The sequence below is a fragment of the Mucilaginibacter sp. BGA-UO-ETr-C110 genome (genome assembly GCF_059567985.1).
The window spans coordinates 3,931,574-3,951,288 of sequence record NZ_JCAQPB010000002.1; the positions used below are offsets into that span (position 1 = coordinate 3,931,574).

16 protein-coding genes are annotated in these 19,715 nt (G+C 43.1%); 13 read left to right on the forward strand and 3 right to left on the reverse strand.

The annotated features are described in order from the left end of the window. Positions 1-4 precede the first annotated feature (4 nt). Together AC57BQ_RS16945 and AC57BQ_RS16950 are read right to left on the reverse strand one after the other, a co-directional pair. Positions 5-892: a FimB/Mfa2 family fimbrial subunit gene (locus AC57BQ_RS16945; RefSeq protein ID WP_496407414.1), complete on the reverse strand. Its 888-nt coding sequence runs from the start codon at positions 890-892 to the stop codon at positions 5-7. A gap of 210 nt (positions 893-1,102) precedes the next feature. After that, entirely contained in the window at positions 1,103-3,052 is a 1,950-nt protein-coding gene (locus AC57BQ_RS16950; RefSeq protein ID WP_496407415.1) for a KUP/HAK/KT family potassium transporter, read from the reverse strand. A 266-nt stretch (positions 3,053-3,318) separates the two neighbouring features. On the opposite strand from AC57BQ_RS16950, the gene AC57BQ_RS16955 reads away from it, so the two are divergent. The 12 genes from AC57BQ_RS16955 to AC57BQ_RS17010 all read left to right on the forward strand — a co-directional run bounded on the left by AC57BQ_RS16955 (position 3,319) and on the right by AC57BQ_RS17010 (position 16,114). Beyond that, the gene (locus tag AC57BQ_RS16955; protein ID WP_496407416.1) at positions 3,319-3,768 is read left to right on the forward strand and encodes a T9SS type A sorting domain-containing protein; all 450 of its coding nucleotides are present in this window, start codon (positions 3,319-3,321) and stop codon (positions 3,766-3,768) included. 208 nt (positions 3,769-3,976) lie between these two features. Next, the gene (locus AC57BQ_RS16960) at positions 3,977-4,588 is read left to right on the forward strand and encodes a fumarylacetoacetate hydrolase family protein (RefSeq protein ID WP_090467506.1); all 612 of its coding nucleotides are present in this window, start codon (positions 3,977-3,979) and stop codon (positions 4,586-4,588) included. A 3-nt stretch (positions 4,589-4,591) separates the two neighbouring features. Next, positions 4,592-6,310, forward strand: a complete 1,719-nt coding sequence (locus tag AC57BQ_RS16965; protein ID WP_496407417.1) for a M23 family metallopeptidase — start codon at positions 4,592-4,594, stop codon at positions 6,308-6,310. A 121-nt stretch (positions 6,311-6,431) separates the two neighbouring features. Then, positions 6,432-6,893, forward strand: coding sequence for a thioredoxin-dependent thiol peroxidase (gene bcp / locus AC57BQ_RS16970; RefSeq protein ID WP_496407418.1), 462 nt, complete (start codon positions 6,432-6,434; stop codon positions 6,891-6,893). Between the two features lie 51 nt (positions 6,894-6,944). Further along, positions 6,945-7,790, forward strand: a complete 846-nt coding sequence (locus tag AC57BQ_RS16975) for a transketolase (protein ID WP_496407419.1) — start codon at positions 6,945-6,947, stop codon at positions 7,788-7,790. A 120-nt stretch (positions 7,791-7,910) separates the two neighbouring features. After that, positions 7,911-8,885 (forward strand): transketolase family protein, encoded by a 975-nt coding sequence (locus AC57BQ_RS16980; protein ID WP_496407420.1) that lies wholly within the window; start codon positions 7,911-7,913, stop codon positions 8,883-8,885. A gap of 16 nt (positions 8,886-8,901) precedes the next feature. Continuing rightward, a complete protein-coding gene (locus AC57BQ_RS16985; RefSeq protein WP_370997538.1) occupies positions 8,902-9,456 on the forward strand; it encodes an RNA polymerase sigma factor in 555 nt (184 codons plus the stop codon). Positions 9,457-9,517: 61 nt separating this feature from the next. Next, positions 9,518-10,462 carry a hypothetical protein gene (locus AC57BQ_RS16990; RefSeq protein ID WP_496407421.1) on the forward strand — a complete coding sequence of 315 codons (945 nt, stop codon included), beginning with the start codon at positions 9,518-9,520 and terminating at the stop codon, positions 10,460-10,462. Between the two features lie 12 nt (positions 10,463-10,474). Further along, positions 10,475-10,963, forward strand: a complete 489-nt coding sequence (locus AC57BQ_RS16995; RefSeq protein WP_090467519.1) for a hypothetical protein — start codon at positions 10,475-10,477, stop codon at positions 10,961-10,963. A gap of 133 nt (positions 10,964-11,096) precedes the next feature. Further along, positions 11,097-12,290 (forward strand): aspartate aminotransferase family protein, encoded by a 1,194-nt coding sequence (locus AC57BQ_RS17000; RefSeq protein WP_496407422.1) that lies wholly within the window; start codon positions 11,097-11,099, stop codon positions 12,288-12,290. Between the two features lie 356 nt (positions 12,291-12,646). Next, positions 12,647-14,929 (forward strand): glycosyltransferase family 4 protein, encoded by a 2,283-nt coding sequence (locus tag AC57BQ_RS17005; RefSeq protein ID WP_496407423.1) that lies wholly within the window; start codon positions 12,647-12,649, stop codon positions 14,927-14,929. 177 nt (positions 14,930-15,106) lie between these two features. Beyond that, complete coding sequence (locus tag AC57BQ_RS17010; RefSeq protein ID WP_496407424.1) at positions 15,107-16,114, forward strand: glycosyltransferase family 4 protein; 1,008 nt, start codon at positions 15,107-15,109, stop codon at positions 16,112-16,114. Between the two features lie 285 nt (positions 16,115-16,399). Here AC57BQ_RS17010 and AC57BQ_RS17015 read toward each other — a convergent pair whose 3' ends face one another. After that, positions 16,400-17,002 carry a TetR/AcrR family transcriptional regulator gene (locus tag AC57BQ_RS17015; RefSeq protein WP_496407425.1) on the reverse strand — a complete coding sequence of 201 codons (603 nt, stop codon included), beginning with the start codon at positions 17,000-17,002 and terminating at the stop codon, positions 16,400-16,402. Between the two features lie 298 nt (positions 17,003-17,300). On the opposite strand from AC57BQ_RS17015, the gene AC57BQ_RS17020 reads away from it, so the two are divergent. Beyond that, on the forward strand, positions 17,301-19,703 hold the full coding sequence (locus tag AC57BQ_RS17020) for a mechanosensitive ion channel family protein (RefSeq protein WP_496407426.1): 2,403 nt from the start codon (positions 17,301-17,303) through the stop codon (positions 19,701-19,703). Positions 19,704-19,715 lie beyond the last annotated feature (12 nt).

Sequence of the window (19,715 nt, forward strand, 5' to 3'; positions counted from 1 at the left end):
TAAATTAAAAGGTACCGTTTGTTATATTCCAGTTCGGATCAAATGTTAATTGGAAATCTGTAGGTTGATTAGGAATACCTGAAGCAAACACATTTCCTCTCAATACTGTTATTTGATTGGGCAAACAAGTTACATTGTTAATAGTGATTAAAGGGCTGAAAGCACCTGAACTGTACTGCTGTACTTTAACCGTAAATGGTGTATTAATGCTATAATTAAGTATGGGTAACAGAAAATTAGCCTGCCCTTTCTCGGCCGGTAAAAACGTGTGTGTGATTGTCCGCATGTATGAGCTGTTTGCAGCTGGTGCGCCGGTTGAGCACAAAAAAGAGTTATTATCAGGTATTGTTACCCGCAGGCTGTCAATATTAGCCGGAACATTATTGGTTGACAAAAGCCTGAGCTGCGTTAAAAGCCTGTTTAATATTACCGTTTGAGTTATCCCGCTTGATGTTACAGTAATGGAAACTTTACTATAAAAAACCTCGATATTTGGATTTACCGGAAAGTTATCAGTACTCAATGTTCCCGAACCAACAAGGTTAACGTTGGTGTTAGCTACAAAAACTACGGTGTAAGTACCAGGAGCAAAACTATTGGATATAATTCCAAAACCAGCGGTAGTGGTATCCTGCACTGCCTGATTTATCAAGCTGCCTGAACTATTATAAACCAGGTAGGTTAGCTTGCTTACATATTTTTTTAAAGTATCATTGGTAGCGTTTACCTTAAGTTTTTTTACGGCAGCAGTAAGTTTAACTATATTACCTACAGTAAAGGTTACCGTATATTTTTTTCCATCGGGCGGGGGGGTATTACCTGACGAATGATCTTTTTTGCAGGAGCCAAGCAAGATCATGGCTATTACCGCATAAAGTAATTCTTTTTTCATTAACTTGGGTTTAGATAACAAATATTAATATAATTTCTTTATAAAAAAAAATATATTTCGCTTTAATATAAAGGGTTACGTAAATTTAACATAATACAGCCGCATTGGTTACCAGTCGGTAAAACATAAAACGGGATGAAGTATCTGCTGGCCTATGCCTAACAAACACTTCATCCCGTTTAGGATATCAAACTTAATATGTCTTTCCGTTTAATTTACCCGGTGTATCTCTATAGCTTCAGGGATCGACAACATCAGTGGTACTTTCTCTACCGTAACAAAGCTCAGATCCAGACCAAAGCCCCGTTCTTCAGATAAACTCACCTTTTTAAGCTGTACGTAGAAATCCATGATAAACCGCTCGTAAAACGACAGGCTGTGCGAGCGTGACAATACTTTTTCGATCACCACAAACCTGAAATCGCCAACGATCTTATGTTTGTTTAATGATTTATAATGACTGGTAATATCCACTTCGCCTTTTTTAACCAGATCTTCCACCACTTTGCGGAACAGCAGATTTATCTGTTGCTCCACCCGGAAACCCAGCTTAAAGTCGATCCTGATGAGCTTGTTGGGCACCAGGAATTCTACTTCATACTCGCGTTTGTAAGGCTCATCAACAACGTCAACGTGTACCAGCCAATAAACATCGGCCCGTTTGGGTTGCTTTTGTAATATGGAGTAAACTATTTTGGATTCAATTTCGGAGTTGAAATTAGCGCTGGTCAAATATACCAGTTGCGACGCGTATTTAGGTACGGTTTCGTCTGCACTCAGTTCTTTCAAAATATCAAAGTAATCGTCGATACTTACAAACTTCACATAGCGGTTCCTGATCTTACGGGCGGTGTGCCAGGTCCACATTACGGTGAACAGGACGAAACCTATTGACAGGGTAAACCAGCCACCATCCAGGAACTTGTGTAAGTTACCCGCCAGGAAAGTACCCTCGATAGACACGTAAACGATCAAAAATATAGTAATGATATAGTTTGGTACCTTTTTGCGCTTCAGGAATTTAGATACGAGTATAGTGGTCATGAGCATGGCCACGGTGATACTTAAACCATAGGCCGCCTCCATCCTGTCAGAATGACGGAATATGAGCACCACGCCTAAACAACCAGCCCAAAGTATCCAGTTTACGCTGGGAACATATAGCTGCCCTTTTTGCTCTGATGGATAATTGATACGCACTTTGGGCCACAGGTTAAGTCGTACCGCCTCGGCTATCAGCGTAAACGAGCCTGATATCAGGGCCTGGCTGGCAATAATAGCCGCCACCGTAGCAATACCAATACCATATAGCAGGAACCAAACCGGCATTATTTTATAGAAAGGGTTATTAATATTAAGGTCCATCACAGTGCCATTGCGCTGCAATAACCAAACTGCTTGTCCCAGGTAATTTAATATCAAACAGGTTTTAACGTATATCCAGCTGATGCGGATATTGGATTTACCGCAATGCCCTAGGTCGGAATACAAAGCCTCGGCTCCGGTAGTACATAAAAACACCGCACCCAGTACAATAAACGCATTACCGCTGGTACTGGAGCTTAGTAATTTATAAGCATAATATGGATTTAATGCTCTTATGATGATTGGATCATGTATGATATAGCTTATCCCCAGTACCCCCATCATGGTAAACCAGATAAACATAATAGGTCCAAAAGCTTTACCTACCAGCGATGTGCCAAATTGCTGTATCACAAAAAGCACCGTAATGATAGCCATTACAATTTCGACAGTTGGCAAACGAGGATAATAGGTTTGCAAACCTTCTATAGCCGATGATATGGTAATGGGTGGGGTAATAATACCGTCGGCAAGCAAGGCGCAACCGCCTACTACAGCGGGCACTATGAGCCATTTTGCTTTACGGCGAACCAGCGAAAAGAGTGAAAAAATGCCACCTTCGCCTTTGTTATCGGCCCGCAGCGTGATCACTACATATTTCAATGTGGTTTGCAGGGTAAGCGTCCAGAAGATGAGAGATACACCTCCGAGTATTAATGTTTCGGAAATTCGTTGCTGACCAACTATAGCCTTAAATACGTATAATGGGGAGGTACCAATATCACCGTAAATTATTCCTAAACTGATGAGCAGGCCTGCGGCCGTCAGTTTTTGCAGATCTTTATGGTTCGACACTATTATATTTTAAAAGCAGCAAAAATATTAATTTTTTCGGTTAAACTTAAATAAAGATTAAACGTATAAACAAAAAAGAAGTCTAAACTGTAAAATGGACATATTTTGTTAAAATTTGTTAAAAAGTTTTATAAAAGCATCATTTTTTAAATTGATGAGGGCTTTATTTATACTTTTGTAGGCGAAGACTTAAAATGAGGCGAAAAATAACTTATTCTTTTATTTACACCTATACTTGGTTCGTACTAATTGCGATGGCAGTTTTTATGAACTTTGCTTTTGTCTCCGATGCCCGACCTACCCATACTAAAAAGGATACTACCTATCTGCGTGTTTCCAAAGGCAAAGGTTCCAAACCTTCCTATTTAAAAAATGGCCTGCACCTGGTGCTACCGCCATTAAAACCGGCAGTAACCTCAAGCGTAAAAGTAAGCGTATCGCACCCTGAAGATAAATTATTGAATGATGTGCAGTTATACCCTAATCCGGTTACCGATCAAATCAATTTAAAATATACCCTATCCCGCAATACCAACGTCACCATTAAAATAATGGATATACTGGGCAACGATATTACCACCATGTTTTCATCAAGGGTTGATTCCGGCGATCATAACATCAACTACCCTATAACCAACAAACTTTCCCGCGGCTTTTACTTTGTACGCGTTGTAGCCGGTACAGAATCGGTTATCAAACGAATCTCGGTACTGTAATTCGTAACAATTCATCTTTTTATTTTGTCATCCTGAGGCACGAAGGATCTATCGTTTAACTGTGTCGGTTGTATAATTAGATGCTTCACTCCGTTCAGCATGACAAATCCGCCTGCTCAGAGAAATTTAAATCCTATCCATCATTTTACCAAAATCCCCATACCACAAACCAAGCTATTTTTTTAGATTTGGCGTTTAAGCTTTACTTATGAAGATAATTGCCATTGGCCGCAACTATGCCGAACACGCCAAAGAATTAAATAACCCGGTACCCGCAGTTCCGGTTATTTTCATGAAACCCGAAACTGCCATTATCAAGGATAACAAACCTTTTTACCACCCCGATTTTTCTGACGACGTACATCACGAGATCGAGATCGTTTTAAAAATAAGCAAGGAAGGTAAACATATCAGCGAGAAATTCGCCGGCAATTACTACGAAGAGATTGCCCTGGGTGTTGATTTCACCGCCCGCGATATCCAGAGCAAGCATAAAGAAAAGGGCTTGCCCTGGGAGCTGGCCAAAGCATTTGACGGCTCGGCGCCTATCAGCGCTTTCGTGCCTAAAAGCAAATTCCCACAGATCTATGATCTGAATTTTAAACTGGATGTGAACGGCGAAACCCGGCAGCAGGGCAATACCCGCGATCTGCTCTTCCCGTTCGAAAACATTATTGCCTTTGTTTCACGATACATCACCCTTAAAAAGGGCGACCTTATATTTACCGGTACCCCACAGGGCGTATCAAAAGTAAAAGTTGGCGACAGGCTGGAAGGATATTTAGAGGATGAAAAATTGCTTGACTTTTACGTTAAATAAAACATGATCAAAAAACAACTGATTATTACCGCGCTATGCCTTGTTTTTAATTTGTGCATACAGGCACAAACATCTATACAAAGCAGGCAATACCCGCAAAATTATTTCCGCTACCCGCTTGATCTGCCGCCAACCACGGCCGGTTCATTTGGTGAGCTACGGCCGGCCCACTTTCATTCTGGGCTCGATTTTAAAACCAACCAACGCACCGGCTACCCGGTACATGCCGCTGCTGACGGCTTTGTTTCAAGGGTAAGGGTGCAATTTGGTGGTTTCGGCAGGGCCGTTTATATCACCCATCCTAATGGTTATACTACCGTTTATGGTCACCTAGAAGCTTTTTCGCCCGCCATAGCAGCCATAGTAAAAGCCTACCAGTACGATCATCAAACCTATGAGGCCGACTTTAATCTCGATCCTAAACAGGTGCCACTTCAAAAAGGCGATGTATTTGCCATGTCTGGCAATGCCGGGGCATCCGCCGGGCCCCACGTGCATTTCGAGATTAGGGACACCCAAACCGAAGAGACTATTAACCCCCAATTGTTTGGCTTAACCATTCCAGATCGGGTTCCTCCTACCATCACCTCTATCGGCATCTATCACCTCAATGGCAACCCCTTTAGCGAAAAAACCCAGAAAGAATTTCTGGCAGTAACCGGGGCTACCGGCACAGGCAATTATCACTTATTAAAACCACAGGTATTACACCTGAGCGGCTATGTAGGCTTCGGTATCAATACCACCGATATGAACAGTACCTCGGCCAATCATAATGGCATTTACTCGCTGGAGTTAAAGCTCGATGGTCAAACCGTGTACACCTTTACCGTAGAACGTTTTGCCTTCGATCAAACCCATGCCATCAACGCTTATATTGATTACCCCGCTTTTGAATCATCGCGCCGATGGATGCAGAAATGCTTTATCTTGCCGGGCAGTCACATATCCCTCTATCCGCAATCCAGCAACCGGGGCATCATCACTTTTGATGACAACGCCCTGCATGAAGTAGAGTATGTTGTAAAAGATGTGGCAGGCAATACATCTACCTTAAAATTAAAAGTACAGTCCGAAAAATTCACACCTCCTGCTTATAAAGTAGCCGGTACCTTATTCCATTTTGATAAAAAGAGCGAGTTCAGCACCGATAAGGTGAAAGTGAGCGTTATGCCAGGCAATTTGTATGATGATCTGGATTTTATTTATTCCGTATCACCCAAACCAGCCTCTGGTTTTTCGCAGGTGCACCATATCCATAACCGCCTCACGCCCATTCATGACAGTTATGACCTTTGGATAAAACCCGACGTGGATCTGGGTAAATACGCCGATAAAGCGGTCATCGTAAGTATAGCCGGCGGTTGCCAGGGTGGTTATTTCCAGGATGGCTTTGTAAAATCAAAAGTGACTGCCTTCGGTGATTATTATATCCGGATAGATACCATACCGCCGGTTATCCGTCCGCTCAATATCATCAACGGTAAAAATATGGCCTCGGCCAAAAGTATCAACTTTAGAATGAGCGATAACCTGTCGGGTATTAAGAGCTACAGTGGCACTATCGACAATAAATGGGTTTTAATGGAATGGGATTATAAAAGTAAAATACTAAGTTATACCTTTAGCGGCGAAATTGCTCCTGGTAAGCACGTATTTAAGCTGACAGTTGGCGACAATAAGAATAATTTTTCGGAATTTACAGCCGATTTTTATAAGTAGTATAATTTAGTATCAAGTAGTTAGTATCAAGTATCACGACTTCTTAAACGCGGTATTTATAATTAGCAAAAAAATCTTGATACTTGATACTAACTACTTGATACTAAAAAAAACAAAACCTATGGCAACATTAAAAGAAGGCGATAAAGCCCCTGATTTTACAGCAAAAGACCAGAATGGCAAAACCATTTCTCTTGCTGATTACAAAGGAAAAAATGTGATCCTTTATTTTTATCCAAAAGATGACACCCCGGGCTGTACTGCCGAGTCATGTAACTTTAGGGATAACTATCAGGTTTTATCAAAAATTGGCTTCGAAGTGATTGGCGTAAGCACCGACGATGAAAAATCGCACAAAAAATTCGAGACCAAATACAGCCTGCCTTTTACCCTGATAGCCGATAACGAAAAACAAATTGTAGAGGCTTACGGCGTTTGGGTAGAGAAAAACATGTACGGCAAACAATATATGGGTACCGCGCGCACTACTTTCCTAATCAGTGCCGATGGTATCATCAGCAAAATAATTCACAAAGTTGATACTCAAAATGCTTCACAGCAAATACTCGACCTGATAGCATAAACTTTTAAAAAACCATATCAAGGCTATTTTAGCCCTTCCCGAACTTTATTAATGAAACCTACTATTCAAGAATTAGAAAAAACCGCGTCGCAGATCCGTCGCGACATTGTACGTATGGTACACGCCTGCCAATCGGGTCACCCGGGTGGTTCATTAGGTTGTACAGAATATTTCACCGCCCTTTACTTCTCGGTAATGAACCACGACTCCAATTTTAACATGGATGCCGTTGGCGAGGATATTTTCTTTTTATCAAACGGGCATATTTCTCCTGTATTTTACAGTACACTGGCCCACGCTGGTTACTTTGACAAGGCCGAACTGGCTACCTTCCGTAAGCTGAATACCCGTTTACAGGGTCACCCTACCACGCATGAGCATTTACCGGGCGTGCGTATCGCTTCGGGCTCATTAGGCCAGGGTTTATCGGTAGCTATTGGCGCCGCGCTTACCAAAAAACTGAACGGTGATAAATCACTGGTGTTTACGTTACATGGCGACGGTGAATTACAGGAAGGACAAATATGGGAAGCCGCCATGTTTGCACCGCACAACAAAGTAGATAACTTGATATCAACCATTGATGTAAACGGTCAGCAAATTGACGGGCCTACCAACCTGGTACTGTCACTGGGCGATCTGCATGCCAAATGGGAAGCCTTCGGCTGGGATGTTCTGGAAATGAAAGGGAATGACATGGCCGATGTAGTAAAAACGCTGGAGCTGGCCAAAAGCCGCACAGGTCAGGGCAAACCTATTATGATACTGATGCATACTGAAATGGGTTATGGTGTTGATTTTATGGTGGGCAGCCACAAATGGCATGGTGTAGCACCAAACGACGAGCAGTTGCAGCTGGCCCTCGGTCAACTGGAAGAAACATTAGGCGATTATTGATTTGCCCTTTTTGAGGTTATACGTTAAACGTTTTACGTAATACGTCTAACTTCATTACCATTGTTCAAATAAAAAACGTACAACTTAAAACGTTCAACGTACAACCCTCTCACAACAGAAATGAAGAAGTACACTTACACAGATAAAAAAGATACCCGCTCGGGCTTTGGCGCCGGGCTGCTGGAAGCCGGCAGAAAAAACGACCAGGTAGTGGCCCTTTGCGCCGACCTGATCGGATCGTTAAAAATGAATGATTTCATCAAGGAATTTCCTGAGCGTTTTGTACAGGTAGGTATTGCCGAAGCTAACATGATGGGCATTGCCGCCGGTATGACCATTGGCGGTAAAATTCCGTTCACAGGCACTTTCGCCAACTTTTCAACCGGCAGGGTTTATGACCAGATCCGCCAGTCGATAGCATACTCTAACAAAAACGTAAAAATTTGCGCCTCACACGCAGGTTTAACCCTGGGTGAGGATGGCGCTACCCACCAGATCCTGGAAGATATTGGCCTCATGAAAATGTTGCCGGGCATGACGGTGATCAACACTTGCGATTATAACCAAACTAAAGCCGCTACCCTGGCCATTGCCGAGTATGAAGGCCCGGTTTACCTGCGTTTTGGTCGCCCGGTGGTACCTATTTTTACCGATCCTGATCAAAAATTTGAGATTGGCAAGGCATGGATGGTGAATGAAGGTGCAGATGTGACTATATTTGCCACCGGTCACCTGGTATGGCAGGCTATATTAGCCGGAGAAATACTGGCTGAGGAAGGTATTGATGCCGAGATCATTAACATACATACCATAAAACCTTTGGATGCCGAAGCCGTATTAAAGTCGGTAGCAAAAACAGGTTGTGTGGTTACTGCCGAAGAGCATAACCGCCTGGGTGGTTTGGGCGACAGCATTGCACAGGTGCTGGCCGTACATAACCCAACGCCGCAGGAATATGTGGCCGTTAATGACAGCTTTGGCGAAAGCGGTACACCAGAACAGCTGATGACCAAGTATGGCCTTGATGCTGAGCATATTGTACTGGCAGCAAAAAAGGTGATGAAAAGAAAACAAAATGCGGTAATAAGCATTTAACTATAAAAATTGAAAAATGTCGTTGCAGGTTGAAGATTCAGAGATTTTAAGTAAGTTCCAGGACGAAAAAACACGTAACGAAGCGTTTAACCTGTTATTGAAAAAATACCAGCAAAAAATTTACTGGCACATCAGGCGCATGGTTGTTGACCATGACGATGCGGACGATCTGGTGCAGGATGTTTTTATAAAGGTTTGGAAAAACCTGCTGGGTTTTAGAAACGACGCGCAGCTATATACCTGGATGTACAGGATAGCATCCAACGAGTGTATTACTTTTTTGAATAAGAAAAAGCAAAAAAATAATATCCCGTTGGATGATGTGGCTTATGAACTGGCTGATTCGCTGGCCGATTCGAGCTATTTTAACGGCGACCAGGCACAGCGCAAATTGCAGGAAGCATTGTTAACCCTGCCCGAGAAACAACGACTGGTTTTCAACATGAAATATTATGATGATATGAAGTATGAAGAAATATCAGATGTTTTGGGCACGAGTGTGGGTGCTTTAAAGGCATCTTTTCACCTGGCTGTCAAGAAGATAGAGGCTTTTTTATTGTCGAGAGATTAAATTCAAAATTAATACAGAATCACGTTAAACCTTTTAGCAATAAATTCATCTATAGTACTGTATGAAAAGCGATATGGACAATAGGGAGTGGCTGGATGATTATGAATCATTGAAACGGATCGATGCCAAGAATCCGTTTCTGGTTCCGCCTGGCTATTTCGATGAATTAGCGCAGCATATAACATCACGCATAAGGCTGGAAGAGTTAAAAAACTCATCCACAGGGTTTTCCGTGCCTGAAAACTACTTTGATCAATTAAGCAGTAACATACAAAGCCGCATACGTGTTGAGGACGCTGTGAACACACAGGACTCCGGTTTTACCGTACCTGAGAATTATTTTGACGAGCTTGGCAGCAATATTCAAAGCAGGATAACTATTGAGGAGGCCTTAAACCCGGAGCACCAGGGTTTTAGTGTACCCGAAAATTATTTTGATGAACTGAGCAGTAATATCCAAAGCAGGATAACTATTGAGCAGCAGATCAGCAACGAAGCGGAGAGCTTTACCGTGCCTGAAAATTACTTCGAAACATTGAGCAGTAATATTCAAAGCCGGATAGCGATTGAAGAACATATTAACAGCGAAGCCGAAAGCTTTACTGTGCCTGAAAACTATTTTGAGCAGTTAAGCCAGAATATCTTGAATAAAACCGTTAACGAGGAACAGGTTACAGCCAAAGTGGTTACCTTGCCTGTTACCGTTAAAAAGAAAGGTATTGTACGCAGGATGTTCGCGTCTCCAACTTTCAGGTACGCTACCGCAGCCTGCTTTGCCCTGATACTGGGCATTGGCGTAGTGATCAGAAATGCCGACGCGCCAGTAAAGCACGATCAATCTTTTTTACATGAGCAGCTGTCAACCGTACCGGTTGACGAAATAAAAAGCTACCTTCAACTGCATGCAGATGCAGGTGATACTCCTTCCCTGATGGACGGCGGTCAGCAAATCAACAGCGCAAGCCTGGATGCAGACCTGTCCGACTATTTGGAGAGTACTAATTAACGATACATTTTAATGAGTAAATTGATCAGGCATATTTTTGTTTTATTATTGATGATAGCAGCAGGCTATGAGTCCTTTGCTCAGGCAAGCAATAGCCTGGTACAGCGGCAAGGGATAACGCCTGCGCCATTGCGTAACAAAAAAAATGTACGCCAAAAGCTTGATGCAGCTCATGACAGGTTTATCAATAAACAACTTGACTTGACCGATGAAGAATCGGCCAAGTTTTGGCCTATATATCGCCAGTATCAGCAGGAAATTACTGCCGTTAACATATTAAAACGTCTTAACAATTCAAGCGCTGCCACTAATGGAACCGAGCAAATAGATAAAGAAATTTACTATGAAAGCCAGCAGGTTGCCATTCGCAAACGCTACCGCGATGCATTCTCCAAGATCCTGCCCCCAGAAAAGGTAAGCAAACTATATAAAAGCGAGCAGGCCTTTCGCGATGAGCTCATCAAACAACTCAGCGAACGCAGCGAGAGAGCAGGAAACTAATTAATTAGTGAATTATTGATTTACTGAATTATAGAAGTGTTGATCAGAATGATGATTTTTGCATTTTCAATTCAATAATTTTATACCTTCCTTACTCAATAATTCAGTAAATCAATAATTCAATAATTGCCCCATGCCTACACTTCGTCAGCTGTTTTTAGCCAATAACGCGCAAACCACCAACTTTCCGCTGTTGCTGGAGTTTGAACGGGCCGAGGGCGTATATATGTATGATACCGCGGGCAAAGCCCATACCGACCTCATATCGGGCATTGGCGTAAGCAGCCTGGGCCACGGTAATCCAAAAGTTATAGCCGCCATTAAACACCAGGTTGACCAATACATGCACCTGATGGTTTATGGCGAATACGTACAAACCCCGCAAGTGCGTTTTGCCGAAAAGCTGGTATCTGTACTGCCTCAAAATTTGCAGTCGGTATATTTTACCAACTCCGGCGCCGAAGCTGTTGAGGGGGCTTTAAAACTAGCCAAACGCTATACCGGCAGGCAGCAGATCATCGCTTGTCACAACTCCTACCATGGCAGCACCCAGGGCGCATTAAGTGTTATGGGTAATGAAGAATTTAAGCAGGCTTACCGGCCCTTGCTCCCGGGAATAAGTTTTATCCGTTTTAATGAGACAGATGATCTGCACCTCATCACCGATCAAACCGCCTGCATCATCATCGAAACCGTACAGGGCGAAGCCGGTATCCGTGTACCCGATATCACTTATATGCAGGCCCTGCGCAAACGCTGCGATGAAACCGGCACTCTGCTAATACTGGATGAGATACAAGCCGCTTTTGGTCGTACCGGTAAACTTTTCGCTTTTGAACATTTTGGTATTATGCCCGATATATTGCTGCTGGCCAAAGCGCTGGGCGGTGGCATGCCGGTAGGCGCTTTTATCTCCTCCAACACCATTATGGGCGCACTCAAAGAAAATCCTATCCTGGGCCATATTACCACCTTTGGCGGGCATCCCGTATGCTGTGCGGCAGGACTGGCCGCTCTGGAGGTATTACTGGACGAAAATCTGGTATCCGGCGTAGCCGAAAAAGAAGCCTTGTTCCGCAAGCTGTTGGTTCACCCGGCAATTAAACAGGTACGAGGCAAAGGACTGATGCTGGCCGTTGAACTGGACAGTTTCGACCTTAATAAAAAAATAATAGACCGCTGTATTGAACACGGTATCATTACCGATTGGTTCCTGCATTGCAGCAACTCTATGCGCATCGCCCCCCCACTTATTATTAACCAGCAACAAATTGAACATGCTTGCAGCGTGATATTAGAGGCGGTTGAGTATTATACCACAAATTAATATATTGGCTATTTGACTCAGCCGATCAATACTTCGTTTACCGGCATGAGCCAATCGTGAGCCCCATAGCAGCTTACCGGATATTATTCCGTACCTTAACACAGATTAAAAAAGTCGACTCATCTATTGAAAGTAACTTTCAGGTTACTTTATTGAATAATATATCATTTTTTATAGTTTGAATTAAATTGGTATGGTTTATGCAATTATGGTATAGACTATATAAAAGGCTCTGAAAAAGCCTGTTTCCTATCCAAACAGATCAGTTTTGCTCTTTTTTATAGTCATAGTTTAAACAATTAATTAAAAGGAATTGTTTAATCAATAACCGTACGTTCTTAACATCCTACCTACATATGAAAATAGCATATATATCAACCTACCCTCCGCGCGAATGTGGCCTGGCCACCTTCAACCAAAACCTGATGCGGGCCATTAACGCCAATTTTCCCGAAAGAAACTCGCTTGCACACGGCGGTTTTGTGGTCGCGCTAAACGATTCAGAGAGCCTGCAGCATTATGAGTACCCGGAGGAGGTGAAATATGTTATTCGCCAGGACCACCAGAAAGATTATATCCGCGCAGCCAATTATATCAACACCAGCAATGCCGATGTATGTATCATGGAGCATGAGTTTGGCATATATGGCGGCGAAAGTGGTATATATATTCTACCCCTGATCAACCGGCTCGAAAAACCCCTGATCTCGATATTGCATACCATACTGAAAGATCCCAGCTATGTGCAGCGCATCATCATCCGCGAAATAGCGGAGCAATCATCAAAAATAATTGTGATGAGCCAGCGGGCCGTGGAGTTTTTAACCACCATTTATGATATCCCTGCCGAAAAGATCCAGATCATTGAACATGGTGTTCCGGATGTGGAAGCGATGGATGACAACCCGGTTAAAAACCTATCGTCGTTCAAAAAACACCGCGTGTTGCTCACCTTTGGTTTATTAAGCCGTAATAAAGGTTTAGAGACCGTGATAAAAGCCCTGCCCCGCATTGTGGCCAAACACCCTGATGTAATGTATGTAATATTAGGCAACACCCATCCGGGCGTGATCAAAAGCTCGGGCGAGGAATACCGTGATCACCTTAAAACACTGGCTACCCAGTTGGGTGTATCAGCCAACCTGGCTTTCATTAACAAATTTGTTTCGGAAGAGGAATTGGTGAATTACCTCACCGCTTGCGAAATTTATGTAACACCTTATCTGAACGAGGCACAGATCACCAGCGGTACGCTTTCCTATGCCGTTGGTGCCGGTGCCGCGGTAGTATCAACCCCATACTGGCATGCTACTGAATTGCTGGCCGATAAACGCGGGCGCCTGTTTGATTTTAAAAACTCCGATACCCTGGCTGATACGGTGATAGAACTGCTTGACCAGGATCGTGTGCTGAAAGAATTGAAAGAGAACGCCTACCAGTATGGCCTGCATTTACGCTGGCCTGTTGTAGGTGCCGAATTTATTAAAGTTGCCCAGGAGGCTATTGTCCGGTTCGACTTTAGCGATAAGATACTTAAAAACAGCATTGTCGATCCCGAAATACTACCCAAATTCAGTTTGACGCACGTATTGCGTTTAACCGATGATACCGGTATTGTGCAACATGCCAAATACGGCATCCCCAATTTAAAAGAAGGTTATTGCCTGGATGATAACGCCCGTGCGCTTATTATGGCACTGATGGCCTATCAGCGTAGTAAAAGCCGCGAAGCATTTGAACTGCTGCCTATATACCTCAGCTACATCCACTATATGCAAACGGATGATGGTAATTTCCGCAACTTCCTGAGTTTCGATCGTCGTTATCTGGATGAAGTAGGTTCTGAGGATTCTTTCGGGCGTACCATCTGGGCGCTGGGCCATCTGATCAGCTGCGCGGCCAGTAATTCTTACCGTGAGTTTTCGTTGGAAATATTTCATAAATCGGTGCCGCATTTTTCGGCCCTGAAACATTTACGGGGAATGGCCAATACCATTATCGGCGTCAGCTTGTACCTGCAGGTATACCCTACAGATGAGGGTATGGTTAAAATATTAAGCGAACTTACCCAACCGCTCATCGATGCTTATGAAAATACACAATCGGAAGATTGGCAATGGTTCGAAGAAAAAATGACCTATGATAATGCCATACTCCCACTGGCGCTGCTGCACTCCTGCGAAATTACCGGGAACGAAGATGCCAAACGCATAGCATTGGCTACGATGGCTTTCCTGGATAAACTCACCCTGTCGAACGGCTATTTAAGTCCGGTGGGTAACGATCGCTGGTATTATCGTGGCGGTAGTTTCCCTGCGTTTGATCAGCAGGCTATTGAAACTATGGCCATGGTGCTGATGCACTTCCAGGCTTACCAGATATTCCGGATACCGCAATACGTGGAAAAAATGTTCCTGAGCTACAAATGGTTCCTGGGCGAAAACACATTGCGAGCGCCTTTATATGACCATGAAACCAAGGGCTGCTGCGATGGTTTGCTGCCAACCGGCATCAACCGTAACCAGGGCGCCGAAAGTACGCTGGCTTACCTCATATCGCACCTAACCGTACTGAAAGCCTTTGAACTCGAATACGAATACAACAAATATGGCAGCAGCCAGAAAATGGAAACTTGTTAGATGTGCAGATATGCAAATGTGCGGATGTGCAGATATTTTGGGTGTGCAAATTATTAATGTTCAAATGACTGATTTAAAGATCCGTAAACAACTATGCGTTATATATTAGTTCTAAATTATCATTTGCACATCTGCACATTTGAAATCTGCACATCTGCAAAATTCACTAATTAAGAAATGAAGGTCGCCGTATTAGCGCCTGTTGCCTGGCGTACACCGCCCAGGCATTATGGGCCCTGGGAGCAAATAGCATCAAACATTGCCGAAGGCCTGGTAAAACTGGGTATGGAGGTTACTCTTTTTGCTACCGGCGATTCTATAACCGCGGGCAAGCTGGAATCGATTTGCGCCACGGGTTATGAAGAAGACCGCGGTCAGGATGCCAAAGTATTGGAGTGCCTGCATATCAGCAATTTGATGGAGCAGGCCGGGCAATTTGATATCATCCATAATAATTTTGATTTTTTGCCCCTTACCTATTCGGGCCTGATCAATACACCTATGATCACCACTATACACGGCTTTTCATCGCCCCGCATTATCCCGGTGTATAAAAAATACAACCACAGGGGTCATTACGTGAGTATCAGCAATGCCGACCGCAGTCCGGAGCTGGAATACCTGGCCACAGTTTATAATGGCCTGGATACCGCCGATTTTGAGTTTTACGAAAAGCCCGATGAATACCTGCTGTACTTTGGCCGCATCCACCCGGATAAAGGCACAGCCGAAGCTATTGCCATTGCTCAAAAAAGTAGGCGTAAACTACTAATAGCAGGTATTATTCAGGATGAAAACTATTACCGTGAAAAGGTAGAGCCTTTTTTATCCGAAGAAATAGCATACATAGGCCATGCCGGACCAGAAAAGCGGAAGCAACTTTTAGGGAATGCTTATGCCCTGCTGCACCCCATCAGCTTTAATGAACCCTTTGGCATGAGCGTAGCCGAGGCCATGCTCTGCGGTACCCCGGTGATCGCATTTAACCGCGGATCAATGCCGGAGTTGATTCGGGATACGGAGACCGGTTTTTTGGTGGATACCGTTGATGAAGCCTCAGAGGCCGTTAACCAGATCAATTCGATTGACCGGGTGGCTTGCCATACCTGGGCTGCCTCCAGGTTTTCGAAGGATAAAATGGTAGCTGATTATTTAGGTTTGTATCAACGGATATTAGCCCCATAACTCGGCTTCCGTTCAGCTGAAAGCTGAAACCATGTACACCACGAGTTGGAAACCATAAGTGTTAGGAAGAAATAAAAAGTGTGTCATTTCGAACGAGGAACGAGGAGAAACTATCTCTTGAGCGATAGCGAAAAATCTTCTGCGATTTGCAATTGGGGCTTTGTATGCAGCAGAAGATTTCTCTTTCGCACAACGCTCGTCCCCACTTCTTGCTCTATCGAAATGACATTTTTTATAGAAATTCATTCTTCCGAACACTTGTGGTTGAAAACCCGCGGAAGTAGTTTATGAAACCTCAATTGTGCTGATAATTCCTCCAATGGCTTTCTTTAATACCATATTGTTCATAGCCGGGTCTATATTTTTATAATAGCGATTTAGCGAGACGAGACCATGCACAAAAGACATACAGATGAGGTAATTACACCGAAAGGCTTCTTCTGTCAATATATTTTCTTTTACCAGGGGCTGCATTTCTTGCCGGAACAGGTTGATAAATGTCGACAGCGCCGGGAATGCTTTTCCCACATCCTCAACACCGGAACCCACCATATACATTAACTGGTAAAGCTCATTTTCTTTGTTGGCAAAATGTACAAATGCCACCAGCATGGCCTCCATCCTTTCTTTCGGATCGGTCACTGATACCAATCCCTGTTTTATGCAATTGATCAGCATGGTAAAACCCCGTTTCGATAGCTCGATCAAAACCGCTTCCTTATTCAAAAAATAGGAATATACAATAGTGGGGCTGTATTCAATAGTGTCGGCAATTTTCCTGATGCTTACGGCCTCGCATCCTTCATTTTTGACGATATCCATTGCAGCATCAAGAATAAGCTGATGGACCTCTGCTTTTAAACGTTCTACGCGTTCTTTGCTACCCATATGTTTTATCAATTGGTGAAGGTAAAGTTAAGGCTTTTTATAATGATGAATATTGTGCTAACCCCATCGTCTATGCTCTCACAGGCAATGGAAAAATATCTTTTAGCTATTATCTTAGTATATAGATACTGAACATCAATGCTAAAAAACGATTTGCCCAAAGTTGCCGAATTTATGTTGGAAGATAAGTTCATCCAACATACATATATCACAAATTTTGTAAATAATTTGCGACATATAATAAATGACTTCCTTTCATTGTTTAATTTTCATTGTTAAATACGTAAAAAGCGCCTTTATGAGGAACCTTCGTTACCTGATTTTATCTTACTTATTATTGTTATCCAGCCTTACTGTAATTGCCCAGGAAGCTCATAATCTTAAACAAAAAAAGACCCAGCCCGATTCGGTGAAAAAATCGAAGGACCTGCCCGGACGAAACCGGGCGTCGTCCCTGTTTGCAGACTCCGGCAAGCTGAGCAGCAGCGATTACCAGCAACACATTGAAAATACGTACATGATTCTCAATAATATTGAGAACAAAAGTGAATTGGGATTGCAGATCAGTACTATCAGAACAAAACTAAAAGATGCTGATTCCATATTGTTCGTCTTAAAAGATAATGTATTGAATAACAGCGCGGCGCTAAACCTGCGGAACCTGCAGGTATTCAGGACCCTGCTACAGAACATTCAAACCGATCTTAAGGAACACAGAGTAATACTGGATAATACCGACAATGAATTAACCGCTCTTAAAGGCGGCATGAAGGCATTAATGAAGGATACGGTACTACGGCAGCTGATACGAGATTCTGTAATTCGTAAACAATACGCGGCACAGTTAAAGGATCTGCGGGGAGTATGGCTCGGTAGTACAGGAAAGCTAAAGAAAAGCGCGGCTATTATAAACCGCTTGCAAACACATACCTCGGCCAGTATGATCACTACAGTACAACTACTGGAAAAAGTGAACACCCTGCTTACCACTTCTGCAACCCGCATTTTTGGCAAAGAATATAATTATTTGTGGGAGAAGGACACGGATACAACCACGGCACATACCCGTTCGTCGTTTGGTAAAGCTTACCAGGGCGAAAAGAAAGCATTGAATTATTATTTCAAAGATACCGGCAATAAGCGGTTATTCCTGCTGCTCATTGGTGTGTTGTTCTTTGTATGGATCTATCGTAACATCCGCGTGCTGAAGCAAAAGAAAGCTATGGAAAGCATCAGTAAAATGGGATTCACCTATTTGCCTTCCGGATATATTGTTTCGGCATTTGTGGTTATGTTTACCATTGCACCATTGTTTGATCTGTATGCGCCATCCACCTACATTGAGTCAATGCAGTTTTTTCTGATGATCATTCTTACGGTAATCTGCTGGAAAAAATGGCCGCGCGAATTATTCCGGTATTGGATAGTGATGGTAGTGCTTTACCTCTGTTTCTCGTTTACGCACCATCTGTCCGATCCCGGATTTTGGCAGCGTTTCATGCTGATACTCCTCAACGTATTCTCCTTCATTTTTGGTTTGCTCTTCCTTTCAAAAATGAGGCAACACCTGCATATGAAAGGTTTTTTACGGTTTGTGATCATCCTGCATAATGTAATGAATGTGTTGGCAATTATCTTCAACATATGGGGGCGTGTTTCCCTGGCGCAAATATTAGGTAATACGGCTATATTTTCTTTTATGCAGGCAATAGGGCTCGCTGTATTTAGCCAGATATGTGTTGAAGCAATATTGCTGCAGATAGTGGCCAGCCGTGTTAAACTGGGCTATGAAGGCGATTTTGAATACGAACATGTACTCAAGAGCTTCCGCCGGCTTATTCTTTTCCTGGTGGTTATTTTATGGCTCATCGTATTTACCACTAACCTGAACATCTATACGTCGGTATTAGGTGGTTTGACTGATTTTCTGCAACTCCGCCGTAGCATAGGCAATGCCACCTTTACTTTAGGGGGTATACTACTCTTCTTTTTTATTATTTGGGTGGCGCATTTGCTGCAACGATATGTAGGTTATTTTTTAGGCGATACCAATACGGAGGAGGACATCAATGATAAGGGGCAACGGTCAAGACTCCTGGTTACCAAACTTATTTTGCTTTGCCTGGGGTACTTACTGGCGGTGGCTGCCTCGGGTGTACCGGTTGATAAGATAACCATTGTAATTGGCGCGCTTGGCGTTGGTATTGGTTTGGGTTTACAGAATATTGTAAACAACTTTGTATCTGGTATTGTACTGATATTTGACAGGCCACTGCAAATAGGCGACGTGGTTGAAATAGGCGGACAAACAGGAAAAGTAAGAGAAATAGGATTACGGTCAAGCACTATATTAACACAGGAAGGCGCCGAAGTAATTATTCCAAATGGCGACGTACTTTCCCAAAAAATAGTGAACTGGACACTCACCAACAGTCAACGGAGGTTGGAGATGGAATTGTCTGTAAGTGGGAGCACGGACATGGAAGTGGTTTCTTCGGCTATCAAAAAAGCGATCCTCGCTTCAAAATACGTTTATCACAGTCGTGATCCGCAGATATTATTTACAAAGGTGAACGAGGATGGTTTTGATATGAAAGCATTCTTCTGGAGTATTGACGTTTCTAAATCTGAGGAAGCAAAAAGTGAAATATTGCTTTTGCTGCACGAAAAGCTGAGTGCTGAAAATTTAAATATGAAATAGATCTCGAACATT